The 15,954-nt window shown below is 68.7% G+C and carries 13 protein-coding genes; 3 read left to right on the forward strand and 10 right to left on the reverse strand.

The genetic code is table 11. The annotated features are described in order from the left end of the window. Nucleotides 1–725: 725 nt before the first annotated feature. Both AK36_RS29715 and AK36_RS29720 read left to right on the forward strand, forming a co-directional pair. Nucleotides 726–1,550, forward strand: coding sequence for a response regulator transcription factor (locus tag AK36_RS29715; RefSeq protein ID WP_011880598.1), 825 nt, complete (start codon nucleotides 726–728; stop codon nucleotides 1,548–1,550). After that, complete coding sequence (locus AK36_RS29720; protein ID WP_014726233.1) at nucleotides 1,543–3,897, forward strand: sensor histidine kinase; 2,355 nt, start codon at nucleotides 1,543–1,545, stop codon at nucleotides 3,895–3,897. Before AK36_RS29715 ends, AK36_RS29720 begins: the two co-directional genes overlap by 8 nt. A gap of 100 nt (nucleotides 3,898–3,997) precedes the next feature. Here the strand turns inward: AK36_RS29720 and yjfF are convergent, their stop codons facing one another. From yjfF to AK36_RS29740, 4 genes are all read right to left on the reverse strand, one after another. After that, nucleotides 3,998–5,086 (reverse strand): galactofuranose ABC transporter, permease protein YjfF, encoded by a 1,089-nt coding sequence (yjfF, locus tag AK36_RS29725; protein WP_011880600.1) that lies wholly within the window; start codon nucleotides 5,084–5,086, stop codon nucleotides 3,998–4,000. Next, the gene (locus AK36_RS29730; RefSeq protein ID WP_034194607.1) at nucleotides 5,083–6,108 is read right to left on the reverse strand and encodes an ABC transporter permease; all 1,026 of its coding nucleotides are present in this window, start codon (nucleotides 6,106–6,108) and stop codon (nucleotides 5,083–5,085) included. The genes yjfF and AK36_RS29730 overlap by 4 nt, the downstream gene beginning before the upstream one ends. Beyond that, nucleotides 6,105–7,619: a sugar ABC transporter ATP-binding protein gene (locus tag AK36_RS29735; protein ID WP_014726235.1), complete on the reverse strand. Its 1,515-nt coding sequence runs from the start codon at nucleotides 7,617–7,619 to the stop codon at nucleotides 6,105–6,107. Before AK36_RS29735 ends, AK36_RS29730 begins: the two co-directional genes overlap by 4 nt. A gap of 70 nt (nucleotides 7,620–7,689) precedes the next feature. Then, entirely contained in the window at nucleotides 7,690–8,652 is a 963-nt protein-coding gene (locus AK36_RS29740) for an ABC transporter substrate-binding protein (protein WP_011880603.1), read from the reverse strand. Between the two features lie 418 nt (nucleotides 8,653–9,070). On the opposite strand from AK36_RS29740, the gene AK36_RS29745 reads away from it, so the two are divergent. Next, on the forward strand, nucleotides 9,071–10,129 hold the full coding sequence (locus tag AK36_RS29745) for a DNA topoisomerase IB (RefSeq protein WP_045580004.1): 1,059 nt from the start codon (nucleotides 9,071–9,073) through the stop codon (nucleotides 10,127–10,129). 40 nt (nucleotides 10,130–10,169) lie between these two features. On the opposite strand, the gene pqqE is transcribed toward AK36_RS29745, so the two are convergent. From pqqE to AK36_RS29770, 6 genes are all read right to left on the reverse strand, one after another. Beyond that, complete coding sequence (gene pqqE / locus AK36_RS29750; protein WP_045579880.1) at nucleotides 10,170–11,294, reverse strand: pyrroloquinoline quinone biosynthesis protein PqqE; 1,125 nt, start codon at nucleotides 11,292–11,294, stop codon at nucleotides 10,170–10,172. A gap of 1 nt (nucleotide 11,295) precedes the next feature. Continuing rightward, a complete protein-coding gene (gene pqqD / locus AK36_RS29755; RefSeq protein ID WP_011880606.1) occupies nucleotides 11,296–11,577 on the reverse strand; it encodes a pyrroloquinoline quinone biosynthesis peptide chaperone PqqD in 282 nt (93 codons plus the stop codon). Continuing rightward, complete coding sequence (pqqC, locus tag AK36_RS29760) at nucleotides 11,574–12,293, reverse strand: pyrroloquinoline-quinone synthase PqqC (RefSeq protein WP_011880607.1); 720 nt, start codon at nucleotides 12,291–12,293, stop codon at nucleotides 11,574–11,576. The genes pqqD and pqqC overlap by 4 nt, the downstream gene beginning before the upstream one ends. A gap of 1 nt (nucleotide 12,294) precedes the next feature. Continuing rightward, nucleotides 12,295–13,218, reverse strand: a complete 924-nt coding sequence (pqqB, locus tag AK36_RS29765) for a pyrroloquinoline quinone biosynthesis protein PqqB (protein ID WP_011880608.1) — start codon at nucleotides 13,216–13,218, stop codon at nucleotides 12,295–12,297. A 64-nt stretch (nucleotides 13,219–13,282) separates the two neighbouring features. Continuing rightward, nucleotides 13,283–13,357 carry a pyrroloquinoline quinone precursor peptide PqqA gene (gene pqqA / locus AK36_RS32305; RefSeq protein WP_006410019.1) on the reverse strand — a complete coding sequence of 25 codons (75 nt, stop codon included), beginning with the start codon at nucleotides 13,355–13,357 and terminating at the stop codon, nucleotides 13,283–13,285. Nucleotides 13,358–13,657: 300 nt separating this feature from the next. Then, nucleotides 13,658–15,673: a sigma-54-dependent Fis family transcriptional regulator gene (locus AK36_RS29770; RefSeq protein ID WP_011880609.1), complete on the reverse strand. Its 2,016-nt coding sequence runs from the start codon at nucleotides 15,671–15,673 to the stop codon at nucleotides 13,658–13,660. Nucleotides 15,674–15,954: the final 281 nt, after the last annotated feature.

Here is a 15,954-nt window from a genome sequence, read left to right on the forward strand (position 1 = left end):
CAAACTCTCGTCCGGTTCCGCGTCCTTTCTTTCGTTTTCCGCGTCAGTGCGTTCGAAGGATAGGCGGCTCGCAACGGCCCTCGTGCCTACGGTCGTCGCAGCCCCGGAATCCCAGACTCTGGGAACATAAGTACGCGATGTCACATCGAGCGCCGAGCGCAACAAAGCGCCGCTTCGACCGTTGAATTTCGCGTGGAATACCAGTTGATTGGCCAAACCGGTTCCACTGCTTCGAGGCTAGTTTGCAGGCATTCCAGCTCGCAAACCTTTGCCCGAGCGGACGAAATGTTTTCCCGGCCGGACGATATTTACATTCATACAATCGCGCATCGCGACGGATGCCGAGTGTGAACGCTTTTTTTACGCCCAATAAATACAATGCCCGCTCACGGAGACGATAAAACGATGAATTCGATCTGCAATGCGTACGGAGTCCCGCACGACAAAATCCGCTTCAATCCATCGTTCGGGCCAATTCGATTTCCATTCGCCGGATTCGGAAATAACGACCGGTATTCAGCGGACGTGGCGGCACGGTTTTTGTCGATCCGTTCGCGATTGCTCCGCGCAGCGCCGCGCGTGCCGTGCGCTGTCAATCAAGTCCACACGGATCGCACGGAATCGTTACCGCGGCGCGCGCCCTCGACCTATAATTTTTCGCAATAATCGCGCACATAGATGCATCGAGCCAGCCCAGGCCAACCCTCTCCAACGCGCTCGCAACCATGCCATCCCGTTCGTCCAGTCCGGCGTCGCTCCGCGCCACGCCTGAGCTCGTCGGCGCACATATTCTCGTCGTCGACGATCGCCCGAACGACCTGCGGCTCCTGACCGAGATCCTGCGCTCAGCGCGGTGCCGGATCAGCGTCGCGTTCGACGGCCTGCAGGCGTATCACCGCGCGCAGGCGATCGTGCCCGACCTGATCCTGATGGACGTCCGGATGCCGCGCATGGACGGCTTCGCCGCGTGCCGGCTGCTGGCGTCGACGCCCGACACGCAGAACATTCCGGTCATCATCCTGACGGCCGCCGGCGATCTCGACGATCGCATCGCGGGCCTCGAGACGGGCGCGCTCGACTACATCGTGAAGCCGTTCGAGCCGGCCGAGGTGATCGCCCGAATCCGCAATCACCTGAAACGCGCGCGGCGCAGCCAGCCGTTCGCGCATCTGCCCGAGCTGCCCGATCACCCGGACACCGCGCTGGTGCGCGCGGCCAGCGACATCCTGCTGCGCGAACTGCGCAACCCGCCGACGCTGGACGAACTCGCGCGGCAGGTCGGCACCCATGAGAAGCGGCTGTCGCGCGTGTTCCGCGATCATCTCGGGCAGACCGTATTCGAATATCTGCGCGACACGCGGCTGCGCGCGGCGCAGCACTTCCTCGCCGCGACGTCGATGGGCATCGGCGACATCGCCGAGGAGATCGGCTTTTCGACGCCCGGCAACTTCGCGACGGCGTTCCGCGAACGCTTCGGCGTCACGCCGTCCGACTGGCGCCGCCAGCGCCCGACGGTCGATGCGCAGCCGCCGTCGCATGACCATGCGTAGGCGCGGCGCGTCGGCCGCGTATGCGTTCGGGCTGCTCGTGCGGCTCGTGCTGGCGCTGCTCGCCGCATACGCCGCGCCCGCGGCCGCGGCCGACGACAACCCCGCGCGGCTCGAGGCAGTGGCGTTGCTCGAGGATCCGGGCGCGGCGCTGTCGGCGAGCGAGGTCGCGACGCGGGTGGCCGAGCGTCAACGTCGCGCTGCCGAGCCGGCGCGGCCGTCGTTCAACATCGAATTCTCGCGTTCCGCGTGGTGGGTCGGCGCAACGCTCGTGAACCGCGCGGCGACCCGCCAGCCGATGGTGCTGGCGATACGCGACGCGCGCGTCGATCGCGCCGACTTCTATGTCGAACACGGCGGCCAATGGACGCTCGCCGGCCGCTTCCCGGCCCGCGACGGCAGCCTGGGCGAACCGGTGTCGCGATATCCGGTGCTCGCCGCGACACTGGACGCCGGCGAACGGCTGCCGGTGCTGGTGCGCGTCACGTCGCGCAAGGAACTGAAGCTCGCGCCGAGCGCATTCACGCGCGACGCGTGGCATGCGTACGAGCTGCGCGCGGCGATGTGGGACTTCGGCTTTCTCGGCGGGCTGCTCGCGCTCATGTGGTGTGCGCTGCTGATCGGCTTCTTCTCGCGCAGCGGCACGTTCGCGGTGCTCGCGCTGCTGGCGCTCGGCACCGCGCTGTTCGAGGCGACCTACCGCGGCTACACCGCGCTGTACCTGTGGCCCGGTGCGTACGAATGGTCGGCGCGCGCGGAAATGGTGTCCGTGTATCTGTCGCTCGCATGCTTCATCGCGTTCATTCTGCTGATCGCCGATCGCGAAAAGACCGGCATGCCGATGCGCGCGGCGTACCTGGTGTTCCTCGCATTCGAATGCGTCGGGATGGCCGGCGCCGCGTGCGGCGATCTGCTGACGTTCACGTGGCTCAGCCTGCGGGTGAACGCGGCGCTCGCGGTGATGAACATCAGCCTCGCGCTGATCCTCGCGTTCCGCCGCACGCCGACCGCGCGCGTGATGCTGATCGCGATCTCGTTCGCTGGATTCAACATGCTGATCCGCGTGCTCGACGCGCGCGGCGCGATTCCCGGTTGGCTGCCGTGGCTCCGATCCGACATCTATCCGAACCCGGTGATCGCGATCATCGGCCTCGCCACGCACCTGCTCGTGCTCGCCGCGTGGATCAACCACGTGGGCCGTCAGCGTACCGAAGCGCGCAAGCGCCTCGAGCACTGGCAACTCACCGAACAGGACCGCCTGCGCGACGAGGTCGCGAAGCGCACGGTCGCCCTCAACGACGCGCTGCAGGAAGTCAAGACGCACATGCAGCAGAAGATCGAGACGCTCGGCTACGTCAGCCACGACCTGCGCGCGCCGCTGTCGACCATCCACGGCTACGCGAAGCTGCTGCTGCAAACCGCGACGCCCGGCCAGGCGCGCCTGATCCGCTCGATCGACCGCAGCATCCGCTACCAGCTCACGCTGATCGACGAATTGCTGCAGTACACGCGCGCCGAGCTGCAGCCGCTCGGCATTGCGCCGGACGCGACCGACCTGCCCGGCCTGCTCGACGACATCGGCGACTACGCGCTCGCGCTGTGTGCGCAGCAGAACAACCGCTTCGACTACCGGCCGCTGACGCCGTTGCCGCGCAAGCTGACGATCGACGGCATCCGGCTGCAGCAGGTGCTGCTCAACCTGCTGTCGAATGCGTCGAAGTTCACGCGCGACGGCACGGTCACGCTGTCGATCGGCGCGTACCGGCAAGCGGGCGCGTGGCGGCTGGTGTTCGAAGTCGCCGACACGGGCATCGGCATCGAGCTCGACCAGACGACCGACATCTTCCGCGCGTATCAGCAGGTGCAGGCCGTGAACGGCGGGACCGGCCTCGGCTTGTTCATCGCGCAGCGGATCGTCGGCGCGATGAACGGCGAGCTGGCCGTATCGAGCCAGCCGGGCGTGGGCACGTCGTTCACGTTTCAGATCGTCGCACCGGCGCTCGGGCATGCGTTGATCCCGGCGTCCGCGCTCGCGCGCACCGTGCAGCCAGCGGAACAGATCGACCTGCTCGCCGATGCGCGCGGGATGCGCTGTCCGCCCGACGATGCACTCGATGAACTGATCGTGCTGGCCGGCGAGGGCCGCCTCACCGATATCGAGGAATGGCTTGGACAGCATGCGCCCGCGCCGCGACATGCCGCGTTCGTGCATGCCGTGCGGGAGCGGCTCGACACGCTCGACCTGCAAGCGATCGAACGCCTGGCCGCAGCGCTGAAGCATACGGGCATCGTGGATGCACCGAGTGCGCCGTCGCTCGACGCGGAGCCGGATCTGGCCGGGCCGGCCTGATCGCGGTATGCGCGCAGGCCGTCGTCGGGCGGTGTGCGGTGCGAGGCCAGCGCGCCACGCATGCACCCCGCGCCGCCGCATGGCCCGCACCGCCCTCACGCTACAACCGCGGCATCGTCGACACCAGCGCCGCGTCGTCGCCCGGCGCAGCGGCCGCGGGCCGAGCGGTTTCCCGCGTCGCGCGCTTCGGATCGAGCCCGCTGCCGCCGGTGCGGCGCCGTGCGGCGTGCCGCTCGATGACCCGCTGCAGCAGACAGAACACGCACAGCAGCGCACCGATCACGATGCGCGTCCACCACGAGCTCAGCGTGCCGTCGAACGTAATGAGCACCTGAATCGTGCCGAGAATCCCGACGCCGAACACCGAGCCGATCACGTAGCCCACGCCGCCCGTGAGCAGCGTGCCGCCGATCACGGTCGCAGCGATCGCGTCGAGCTCCATCCCCTGTGCCTGCAGTCCGTAACCGGACAGCACGTACAGCGTGAACACCACGCCGCCGAGCGCCGAGCAGAAGCCGCTCAACGCATACACGCCGACTTTCGTGCGCGCGACCGGCAGCCCCATCAGCAACGCCGAGCGCTCGTTGCCGCCGATCGCGTAGACGTTGCGGCCGAAGCGCGTGAAATGCGCGACGTAGATCGCGCCGGCCAGCGTCGCGAGCGCGATCAGCGCACCGGCGCTGAGCATGCCGCCGCCGAGCGGCACGCTGATGCCCGCGAGCGCATGGAACGTCGGCTCGTTGATCGTGATCGATTGCGTGGTGATCAGGAAGCACGCGCCGCGCGCGAGGAACATCCCGGCCAGCGTGACGATGAACGGCTGCAGCCGGAAGTAGTGGATCAGCGCGCCCATCGCCGCGCCGTACAGCGCGCCGAACAGCAGCACGATCGGCACGATCGCCCACACCGGCCAATGCAGCCGCTCGGCGCCGACCGCGCACAGGATGGTTGTCAGCGCAACGACGGAGCCGACCGACAGATCGATGCCGCCCGACACGATCACGAAGGTCATCCCGATCGCGACGATCAGCAGGAACGCGTTGTCGACCAGCAGCCCGGTCAGCACCTGCATGGAGAAGAAGCCCGTATACATCACGGACCCGAAACCGAACAGCGCCGCGAACAGCGCGATCGTCACGACGATCGGCAGCGTGCGCGGGTCGGTGAGCCGTGCGAGGAATCGGTTCATCGCGGCGTCGCTCCGGTGGTGGCGCGCAGCGCGCGCGTCGCGTGGCGCAGCGCCAGCGCGCGCGCCGCGTCCGACTGGATCAGCGTGACGACGATCACGACGATCGCCTTGACGACGAGCGTCGCCTCGGGCGGCACGCCGATCGAATAGGTCGTGTAGGTCAGCGTCTGGATGATCAGCGCGCCGAGCACCGAGCCCGCGAGGCTGAAACGGCCGCCGAGCAGCGACGTGCCGCCGAGCGTCACGGCGAGGATCGCGTCGAGCTCGAGCAGCAGCCCTGCGTTGTTGCCGTCGGCGCTGCGCACGTTCGAGCTGGCGAGGATGCCGGCAAGCGCCGACAGCACGCCGGAACACAGATAGACGCCGAACACGACGGCCCCCGCGCGCAGCCCGACGAGCCGCGTCGCGACCGGATTCACGCCGATCGCGCGGATGAACAGGCCGAGCGCCGTGCGGTTGACCAGCAATGCGATCGCCGCGATCGTCGCGATCGCGATCCACACCGAGCACGGCACGGCCGCGAGATAGCCACCGCCGAGCGCCAGGTAGCCGGGCGCGCCGATCGGAATGATCTGTCCGCCGGTGAGCAGCTGCGCGATCCCGCGCCCCGCAACCATCAGGATCAGCGTCGCGATGATCGGCTGCATCCCGACGAACGCGACCAGCACGCCGTTCCATGCGCCCGCCAGCAGCCCGACGCCGAGCGCCGCGGCGAGCGCGACGCCGACGCGCGACGGGTCGCCGTCGAGCACGATCGCGGCCGCCGCGCCGGCGATCGCGACGATCGCGCCGACCGAGATGTCGATGCCGCGCGTCGCGATCACGAGCGTCATCCCGAGCGACACGATCACGAGCGGCGCCGCGCGATTCAGGATGTCGATCGGCGCGCCGAACAGATGGCCGTCGAGCAGCGAGATCGACAGGAAGCCCGGCCGGTGCGCGACGTCCAGCGCGAACAGCAGCGCGAGCGTCAGCACCGGCCACGCGAGCGAATGACGAAACAGCGAACGCAGCCGCGTCATGAGCGGCCTCCCGCGATCAATTGGTACACCTGCTCCTCCGAGGCATCGCTGCCGGTCAGTTCGGCGACCTTGCGGCGGTCGCGCAGCACCGCGATCCGGTGACTCACGCGCACCACTTCGCTGATCTCCGACGAAATGAACAGAATCGCGAGCCCCTGCGCGCACAGCGCGAGCACGCGCTCCATGATGTCGAATTTCGCGGCGACGTCGATGCCGCGCGTCGGCTCGTCGAGAATCAACAGCTTCGGCTCCGTCGCGAGCCAGCGCGCGAGCAGCACCTTCTGCTGGTTGCCGCCCGACAGCAGCCCGATCGGCTGCTCGGCGTCGCGCGCCTTGATGCCGAGCCGCTCGATGTACGTGTCCGCAAGCTCGCGCTGGCGCGCCCGCCCGATCAGCCGCCACCAGCCGCGCCGCGCCTGCAGCGCGAGCACGATGTTTTCGCGAATCGACAGCGCGGCGACGATGCCCTCCTTCTTGCGGTCCTCGGGGCAATACGCGATGCCGTTGTGCACCGCGTCGTGCGGCGACGCGAGCCGCGCGCGCCGGCCGTCGATCTCGATTGCGCCGGTGTCGGTGCGCTCCGCGGCGAACGCGAGCCGCGCGGTCTCCGTGCGCCCCGAGCCGAGCAGCCCGGCCAGCCCGACGATTTCGCCGGGCCGCACGTCGAGATCGAGCGGGCTCATCATCCCGCGCCGGCCGGCGCGCTGCATCGACAGAAACGGCGCGCTCGCGCCGGCATCGCGCTGCACGGCCGCCGCGCCCGCCTGCAGCGTGCCGGACACCGGCTCGCGGCCGGTCATCTTCGCGACCAGCAGGTCGACCGGCAGCTCGCGCGCGAGGTACTCGCCTTCGCGCTCGCCGTTGCGCATCACGGTGATGCGGTCGGACACCGCGTAGGTCTGTTCGAGAAAGTGCGTGACGAACAGGATCGCGATCCCCGACGCCTTCAGCCGGCGCAGCACGTCGAACAGCCGCGCGACCTCGCCGTCGTCGAGGCTCGAGGTCGGCTCGTCGAGGATCAGCACGCGCGCGTCGACCGACACCGCGCGCGCGATCGCGACCATCTGCTGCACGGCGATCGGATACGCGTCGAGCGAGCGCGTGACGTCGAGCGACAGGTCGAGCTCGGCGAGCGCGTCGCGCGCACGCGCATGGATCGCCTTCCAGTCGATCGCGCCGCGCCGCATCGGCTGCCGGCCCGCGAAGATGTTCTCCGCGACCGACAGGTTCGCGCACAGGTTGACCTCCTGGTACAGCGTCTGGATGCCGGCCGCCTCGGCCTCGCGCGGCGCCGCGAAATTCACCGGCGCGCCGCCGACGCGAATCTCGCCCGCATCGTGCGCATGCACGCCGGTCAGCACGTTGATCAGCGTCGACTTGCCCGCGCCGTTCTGGCCCATCAGCGCATGGATCTCGCCCGGAAACAGCCGGAAGTTCACGCGCTGCAGCGCGTTGACGCCCGGAAACGCCTTGTCGATGCCGATCATCTCGACCACCGGCGGATTCGTCATGGATCGCCCTCGATTCGTTGAAGTGGCCGGACGGCGGCGCGACGGCCACCGTCCGCGCCGCAAGCGACGCTCAGTACTTGCGGGTCGGCAGCACCTGCGCGGCGACGTTCATCGGGAACACGGTCTCGTTCGTGACGATCCGCTTCGGCAGCTGCTTGCCGGCCACCACCTCCTTCACCGCGGTCATCAGCTGCGGGCCGAGCAGCGGGCTGCATTCGACGTCGACGTTGATCTTGCCCGCGACCATCGCCTGGAAGCCGCCCTTGGTCGCGTCGAACGACACGACGCTCACGTCCTTGCCGGGCTTGATGCCGGCCTCCTCCATCGCCTGGATCGCGCCGAGCGCCATGTCGTCGTTGTGCGCGTAGACGACGTTGATCTGCTTGCCGTAGGTCTTGGCGAACGCTTCCATCACCTGCTTGCCGCCGGCGAGCGTGAAGTCGCCGCTTTGCGACGCGATCACCTTGAACTTCGGATTGTTCTTGATCACCTCGAGCAGGCCCGCGCGGCGGTCGTTGGCCGGCGCCGAGCCGACCGTGCCCTGCAGCTCGACGATGTTGATCGGGCCGGCGTCGTTCTTGTAGCGCTCTTCGAGCCAGTGGCCCGCGCGCCGCCCTTCCTCGAGGAAGTCGGAACCGATCATCGTCACGTACAGCGACGGGTCCTTCACGTCGACGCCGCGATCGGTCAGGATCACCGGAATATGCGCCGCCTTCGCTTCGGTCAGCACCGGCTCCCAGCCCGACTCGACGACCGGCGAGAACGCGATGACGTCCACCTTCTGCGCGATGAACGAGCGGATCGCGCGGATCTGGTTCTCCTGCTTTTGCTGCGCGTCCGAGAATTTCAGGTTGATGCCGGCCTCCTTCGCCGCGCTCTTCACCGACACGGTGTTCGCCGTGCGCCACGCGCTCTCCGCGCCCACCTGCGAAAACCCGAGCGTGATCTGCTTTTGCTGCGCGTAGGCGCCGGTGGTCAGCAGCGTCGCCGCCGCGACGATCGCGCCGGTCGCCAGCTTCCTGATGAATGTCATGGTCCGTCTCCGATGATGTCGTTGTATGCCGCGGCGCCGGCGTGGCGCGGTGCCGCGCTGCGCTGTTGTGGTTCTGCGTCGCGCGGGCGCGGTGCGGGGCCACGCGAGCCGGCGCTTGCGGCCGGCCCGGAATAGACGCCCCGCATCAGTCTAGGAACAAGTCCGATAACCTGCCAATGAAATCTTGGATTGAAGCGATACAACTATCGGCATACGTATAAACACTGATCCGCGGCGCGCGCCACCGCGAGCCGTGCCGCAGGCCGTGCAATCGGCCCTGGAGCGGCGCCGGCGACGCGGCGCACGCAACTTGCTCCGGCGCTCAGGCTCGTTCAAGACAAGGAGAACCGCGATGCGTGCCGGACGCGAACCGAAATCGCAGCGCGCGGCCCCCGGCCGCCGCCTGCCGCGCTGCAGCATGACGAAGCGCCCGTCCCGCTCGAACGGCGGCGCGTGGGTGGACGCCGCGCTGCGCCACGTCGACGACCGGCATCCCGGCTATACGCGCCGGCGCGTGCGCAACGGCTTCGCGTATTACGGACAGGACGGCCAGCGCATCCGCGACCCCGACGAAATTGCACGCATCAACGCGCTGGCGATTCCGCCCGCGTACACCGACGTGTGGATCTGCATGGACCGGCGCGGCCATCTGCAGGCCACGGGCCGCGACGCGCGCGGGCGCAAGCAGTACCGCTATCACCCGCTGTGGCGCGAGACGCGCGACGCGAACAAGTACGCGCGGATGGCCGCCTTCGCGGCTGCGCTGCCGCGGATCCGCGCGCGTGTCGCGCGCGACCTCGCGCTGCCGGGAATGCCGCGCGACAAGATCGTCGCGACCATCGTCCGCCTGCTCGACACCACGCTGGCGCGGATCGGCAACACCGAATACGCACGCGAGAACGCGTCGTTCGGGCTGACGACGCTGCGCAAGCGCCACGTGACGATCCGGCCCGGACAGGTGCGGCTGCGCTTCACCGGCAAGAGCGGCATCGAGCACGACGTGACGGTGCAGGACCCGCGCGTGGGCCGCATCGTGCGACGCTGCGCGGAGCTGCCGGGGCACGAGCTGTTCCAGTATGTGGACGACGACGGCGCGCGCCATTCGGTCGGCTCGTCCGACGTGAACGACTACCTGCGCGAAGCGGCGGGCGCGGAGTTCACCGCGAAGGACTACCGGACCTGGGCCGGCAGCGTGCAGGCGCTGGCGCTGCTCAGGCGCATCCCGCACGAGAGCGTCACGCAGGCGCGCAAGCAGATCGTCGAGACGGTACGGGCCGTCGCCGGCATCCTGCGCAACACGCCGGCGGTGTGCCGGCGTTGCTACATCCATCCGGTGGTGCTCGACACGTTCGAGGCCGGCCTGCTCGACACGTTCGAGGTGACGCGCAAGCCGCGAGGGCTGCGCGCGGACGAAGCGGCGTTCGTCGCATTGCTCGAGCAGGCCGAGCGCCGCTCGGCCCGGCCGCAGAAAAAATGACGCGGGAAGTGACGCGGGCCGCGCCGGCCCGCGGTCGGCGTTACAGCCCGAGCGAATTCGCCGTGCTGCGAAACACCAGCGGACGCTCGTCCTGCCGCTGCTCGCGGCGGGCGAACTGCACGGCCTGTTCGACCCGGCCGTGATGGGCCGATTTCGAGCACACCGGATCGGCCTCGGCCGGATCGCCGGCCAGCATGTACGCCTGGCAGCGGCACCCGCCATGATCGACATGCCGCTCGTCGCAGGTGCGGCACGGCTCGCGCATCCAGCCGTCGCCGCGAAACGCGTTGAAGGCGTCGCTGTCGTACCAGATCTCCCTCAGCGACTGCTCGCGCACGTTCGGCAGCGTGAGGCCGGGCAGCGAGCGCGCCGCATGGCACGGCAGCGCGGCGCCGTCGGGTGCGACGCCGAGGAACACCGAGCCCCAGCCGTTCATGCACGCCTTCGGCCGCTGCTCGAAGTAGTCGGGCACGACGAACAGGATCTTGCAGCGCTCGCCCACCAGCTTGCGGTAGCGGTTGACCGTTTCCTCCGCGTCGCGCAACTGCTCGGCGGTCGGCATCAGCTGGTCGCGGTTGAGCATCGCCCAGCCGTAGTACTGCGTATTGGCGAGCTCGAGAAAATCCGCGCCGAGATCGAGCGCCATCTCGATGATCTGCCCCACGTGCGGCAGGTTGTACCGATGCAGCACGCAGTTCAGCACCATCGGATAGCCGTGCTGCTTGATGAGCCGCCCGACGCCGCGCTTCAGGTCGAAGGTGCGCGTGCTGGTGAGAAAGTCGTTCAGCTCGCGCGTCGAATCCTGCAGCGACAGCTGGATATGATCGAGGCCGGCCGCCTTGAGCCGCTCGATGCGCGTCGCGTTCAGGCCCACGCCCGACGTGATCAGGTTGGTGTAGAAGCCGAGCGAGCGCGCATGCCCGACCAGTTCTTCCAGATCGTCGCGCTGCAGCGGCTCGCCGCCGGAAAAGCCGATCTGCGCGGCGCCGAGCGCGCGCGCGTCGCTGATCACCGTGCGCCACGCGTCGGTGTCGAGCTCCGCGCCGTGCGTCGCGAAATCGACCGGGTTGTAGCAGAACGCGCAATGCAGCGGGCAGCGGTACGTGAGCTCCGCAAGCAGCCACAGCGGCGCCGACGGCCGGTTCTGATCGGGGGTCGTGTCCATGTCAGTCGAGCCAGCCGCGCAGCCGCGCATGATCGAGGAAGCGGTAGACGTCCGACGCAAGATCCGACGTGCTGAACAGCTGCTCGAGTTCGCCGATGATGTCGTCGAGCTCGCGCGTGCCGTCGCAGCGCACGAGGATCTCGCCGGCACTCGGGTTGAGCCGGACCATCCCTTCCGGATACAGGAGCACGTATGCGTCCTGGGCCGCCTCCCACTGCAGGCGGTACATGCCCCTCAGCGAGGGGCGCAGCGGCACGCCGCTGACGGCTTCGTTCGAGTTCATGCGGGATATGCCTTTTCGATCGCATCGAGAATCTGCCACAGGACATCCAGCTTGAACGACAGGATGTCGAGCGCGCGCCGTTGCGCGTCAGGTGTCGTGAAATGGCTCAGCGTCACCGCGAGCCCGTGCTCGACGTCGCGCTGCGCGAGCGGCACGCGGCTGCGGAAATACTGCAGGCCGTCGGCCTCGATCCACGGGTAGTGCGACGGCCAGCCGGCCAGCCGGTCGAGGTGGATCTGCGGCGCGAACATCTCGGTCAGCGACGAGCACACGGCTTCCTGCCACGGCGCGCGACGCGCGAAGTTGACGTACGCATCGACCGCGAAGCGCACGCCCGGCAGCACGTGCTCGAGCGACCACAGCTGCGCGCGCTCGATGCCGACCGCCTCGCCGAGCCGCGCCCACGCCTCGATGCCGCCTTCGCTCTCGCCGTGCCCGTCGTGGTCGAGAATCCGCTCGACCCACAGGCGGCGCGTCTCGCGGTCGGGGCAGTTCGACAGGATCGCCGCGTCCTTCAGCGGAATGCTGATCTGATAGTAGAAGCGGTTCGCGACCCAGCCGCGAATCTGCTCGCGCGAGCATTCGCCGGCATTCATCCGCCGGTTGAACGGATGATGGATGTGATAGCGCGATTCGAGCGCGCGCAGGCGCGCCTCGAACTCCTGCGCGCTCCAGGGCGTCGCGTGCAGCGCCGCGGCGGGAATCGGTGCGTTCATGTCAAACCTCGAATTGCATGCCGTCGTGGGCGACCTCGATGCCGTGCTCGCGCAGCTGCGCACGCTCGGGCGAACCGGGGTCGAGAATCGGATTCGTGTTGTTGATGTGGGTGAGGACCTTGCGCGTGCTCGCGGGCAACACCCCGAGCCGCTCGATCATCCCCGGGTGCGCGGCGTCGCCGCGCTGCGCGAGATGCCCCATGTCGGCCGCGTGCTTCGACGACAGGCCGAGGTCGATCATCTCCGTCCCGGTCCAGAAGGTGCCGTCCACCAGCACCAGCTCGGCGTCGCGCATCGCGGCGCGCACGCCGTCGTCGACGTCGGCGAGCCCCGGCGCGTAGAACGCCTGGCGGCCGGTGGCCGTGTCCTGAATCAGCAATGCGATGTTGTCGCCCGGCACGCTGGCTGCGCGATGCGGCGAGTAAGGCGGCGGCTTGCTGTCGACCGGCAGCGCGGTGAAGCGAAGGCCGGGTGCGCCGGCGATCGCGAACGGCTCGCGCAGCGCGATCGGGTTCACGTCGACGCCGCAGTAGTGGCCGAGCAGCGGGACGAGCGGCAGCCCGGTCGACAGGTCCTCGAGCACCGGCGCGCTCGCGTAGAGCGGCAGCGGCGAGGTACGCTCGCGCAGCATCAGCAGGCCCGTCACGTGATCGATCTGCGCATCGCACAGCATCACGGCCGCGATCGCGCTGTCGCGGATCTGCCGTGCCGGTTGCAGGTCGGGATCGGCGCGCAGCTGCGTGAGGATGTCCGGCGACGCGTTCACCAGCACCCAGTCGACGCCGTTGCCGCTGACCGCGATCGACGACTGCGTGCGCGGCACGATGCCGCTGCTGCCGGTGCGGGCGCGACGGCAGTTGCTGCAGTTGCAGTTCCATTGCGGCAACCCGCCGCCGGCGCCCGAGCCGAGTATCTTGATCTTCATCTGCGTGTGCTCCGGGTGCTGCCCGCATCGGGTTCGCCGACGCGGGCGGCACTGCGTGCGTCGATCAGCGGTTGGCGATGTACATCGTGATTTCGAAGCCGAAGCGCAGGTCGGTATAAGCCGGGGTGGTCCACTGCATGATGTGTCTCCTTGTTGAGTTGGTGAATCGAACAACCGCATCGATCGAGCGGCCGTTACCAGTTCAGCAAGGAGCGTGCCGGGGCGGCAGGCGCGCCGCGCGGCGGCGTGCGCGGGCCTACGCGGGCGTGCGACAGCCGCCGCATCGTGATGACGCCGCCATTCTTACGATATGCCAACGACACTCTTTCGGAACCCGTCGGGCGACACGCTCGGGTGTGCCCGATGGGCGTTGCAGGTGTTGAATCCTTGAACACCGGGTGTTGCAACATGACACACCGGTGTGACACTCGCGGCGGCGTCAGCGCGTTTCGGGCTCCGTCGCGTCCTGGGCGGCGGCCGGCATCTTCCGGTAGATGGTGTTGCGCGACACGCCGAGCGCGCGCGCCGCGGCCGATACGTTGCCGCCGTGACGGGCGAGCGCGGCCGCGATCGCGGACGCGGCCACGTCCTGCAGCCGCGCATCGCTGGCGGCCGCCGCGGCGGCCAGCGGCGCGGGCTCCGCCGCGAGTGACGCCACGTCGTGGCCGTTGGCGGCCGGTGTCGGCTCGCGCCGCACGTCGTCGAAGAAATCGTCCGGCAAATGCTCGCGGCGAATTTCGCCGTCTTCGTCGACCATCGCGGCGGCGGTGCGCAGCAGGTTCGCGAGCTGCCGGAAGTTGCCCGGCCAACCGCAGCGCTCGAACAGCGCCATCACGTCGGGCGCGACGCTCAACGGGCGGCGGCCTGGGCCCGACAGCGTCTCCCGCTGCAGCATCTTCTGCACGACCACCGCGAGGTCGGTGCGATCGCGCAGCGGCGGCAGGCGCACGACCAGGCCGTTGAGCCGGTAGTACAGGTCTTCGCGGAAGCGGTTCTGCGCGATCATCTCGCGCAGGTCGCGGTGGGTCGCGCAGATGATCGCGATGTCCACGCCGATCGCCTTGGTCGAGCCGAGCGGGTTGACGATGCGCTCCTGCAGCACGCGCAGCAGCCGCACCTGCAGCGGATACGGCATGTCGCCGATCTCGTCGAGAAACAGCGTGCCGCCGTTGGCCTGCAGCAGCTTGCCGGTCGCGCCCTTGCGCCGCGCGCCGGTGAACGCGCCTTCCTCATAGCCGAACAGCTCGGATTCGATCAGCGTCTCCGGGATCGACGCGCAGTTCACCGCGACGAACGGACCGTCGCGGCGCGGCGAGTCGTTGTGGATCGCCTGCGCGAGCAGCTCCTTGCCGGTGCCCGTCTCGCCGGTGATCAGCACCGGGATGTCCTTGCCGATCACCTTGCGGACCTTCGCGATCACGGCCGCGACCTGCGGATCGCCGGTGTCGAGGTAGCTGAGCCGCGACAGGCTCGCCGCGTTCTGTGCGGCGGTCGGCCGCGCGGCCTGCGCCGTGCCGCCGTCGTGCACTTCTGCCGGGCGGCTGCCCTCGGCCCGCGAGGCGCGCCGGAACTGCACGCGCGCGCAGACCACCGCGCCGTTGCCCAGATTCAGCGACACGTGCGGCTCGGTGCTGGCCCGCATCCGGTCGATCAACTGCGCGCTCGTCACGTCGAACAGCGACGCGAGCGTATGCGCGCGCAGCGCCGCGAGCGGCATTCCGAGCTGGAATTGCGCACTGCGGTTGGCCGACAGGAAGCGGCCGTCGGCGGTGAACGCGACGATCCCCTCCATCAGCGTGCCGAGGAATTCGGGGCGGCCGTGGAACGACACCTGCAGCGTTTCCTGGAAGGTCGTCGTGAACAGATGGTTCTCGATCATCTGCACCGACATCTTCGCGAGCGCCATCGTGTGCTGGTGATAGCTGCGATGGTCGCCCGTCACGTCGAGCACGCCGATCGCGTCGCCGTACGGATCGAGAATCGGCACGCTCGAGCAGGTGAGGAAATGGTTGGCGGCGAGGAAGTGCTGGTCGCCGTGCACGACCATCGGACACAGCTCGGCGAGCGCGGTGCCGATCGCGTTGGTGCCCTGGCGGTTCTCGGCCCAGTTCGCGCCGGGGCGCAGCGCGACGCGCTCCGCGCGCCGCAGGAAATCGTCGTCGCCGATCGAATGCAGGATCAGGCCCTCCGCATCGGTCAGCACGATCATGCTCTGCGTGTTGACGATCTGCTCGTGCAGCGTCTCCATCACGGGCATCGCGTGGACGCACAGCACGCGGTTCTGCTCGCGCTTCAGCGCCAGCGCGGTGCCGGACAGCAGGTCGTAGTCGGGGCGTGTCGACGCCTGCAGACCGAACGTTTCGGACCGCTCATGGGACTTCTGGATCGTCGGCGTCGGCCAGCCGGGCACTTGCGGTGCCCGAGCGCCGGCCGTCGGATAAACGTCATCGCGCATTGTCTCCTCCGGGGATCCTTCCGGTCGATGCCGGACTCTTTGCCATCGATGCAAGCAAACATCGGGCCACAGGGCGGCCCGTTCATCGAGGTCGTGGCGTTGCGTCGGCGTCCGGCCGACATTGAAAGGAAAATGAAATCGGCATCGCGAGGCACGTCGTGCAATGCGTTTCCGGTACGGCCCAGTGATAGCGCGAAACCTTGGCGCACCGCCACCCGGACGAATCCCTAGCTTGCGCGCGGGCGCGATTCTCGCTTCAGTGGACGCAAGCGCGCGGCGCG

This window comes from Burkholderia vietnamiensis LMG 10929 (assembly GCF_000959445.1).
GTDB classification, from domain to species: domain Bacteria; phylum Pseudomonadota; class Gammaproteobacteria; order Burkholderiales; family Burkholderiaceae; genus Burkholderia; species Burkholderia vietnamiensis.

What these genes read in the sequence shown, in the direction of transcription:
- AK36_RS29715 (WP_011880598.1), top strand. Translation starts at nt 726, where the DNA reads ATGCCATCCCGTTCGTCCAGTCCGGCGTCGCTCCGCGCCACGCCTGAG.
- AK36_RS29720 (WP_014726233.1), top strand. Translation starts at nt 1,543, where the DNA reads ATGCGTAGGCGCGGCGCGTCGGCCGCGTATGCGTTCGGGCTGCTCGTG.
- yjfF (WP_011880600.1), bottom strand. Translation starts at nt 5,086, where the DNA reads ATGAACCGATTCCTCGCACGGCTCACCGACCCGCGCACGCTGCCGATC.
- AK36_RS29730 (WP_034194607.1), bottom strand. Translation starts at nt 6,108, where the DNA reads ATGACGCGGCTGCGTTCGCTGTTTCGTCATTCGCTCGCGTGGCCGGTG.
- AK36_RS29735 (WP_014726235.1), bottom strand. Translation starts at nt 7,619, where the DNA reads ATGACGAATCCGCCGGTGGTCGAGATGATCGGCATCGACAAGGCGTTT.
- AK36_RS29740 (WP_011880603.1), bottom strand. Translation starts at nt 8,652, where the DNA reads ATGACATTCATCAGGAAGCTGGCGACCGGCGCGATCGTCGCGGCGGCG.
- AK36_RS29745 (WP_045580004.1), top strand. Translation starts at nt 9,071, where the DNA reads ATGACGAAGCGCCCGTCCCGCTCGAACGGCGGCGCGTGGGTGGACGCC.
- pqqE (WP_045579880.1), bottom strand. Translation starts at nt 11,294, where the DNA reads ATGGACACGACCCCCGATCAGAACCGGCCGTCGGCGCCGCTGTGGCTG.
- pqqD (WP_011880606.1), bottom strand. Translation starts at nt 11,577, where the DNA reads ATGAACTCGAACGAAGCCGTCAGCGGCGTGCCGCTGCGCCCCTCGCTG.
- pqqC (WP_011880607.1), bottom strand. Translation starts at nt 12,293, where the DNA reads ATGAACGCACCGATTCCCGCCGCGGCGCTGCACGCGACGCCCTGGAGC.
- pqqB (WP_011880608.1), bottom strand. Translation starts at nt 13,218, where the DNA reads ATGAAGATCAAGATACTCGGCTCGGGCGCCGGCGGCGGGTTGCCGCAA.
- AK36_RS29770 (WP_011880609.1), bottom strand. Translation starts at nt 15,673, where the DNA reads ATGCGCGATGACGTTTATCCGACGGCCGGCGCTCGGGCACCGCAAGTG.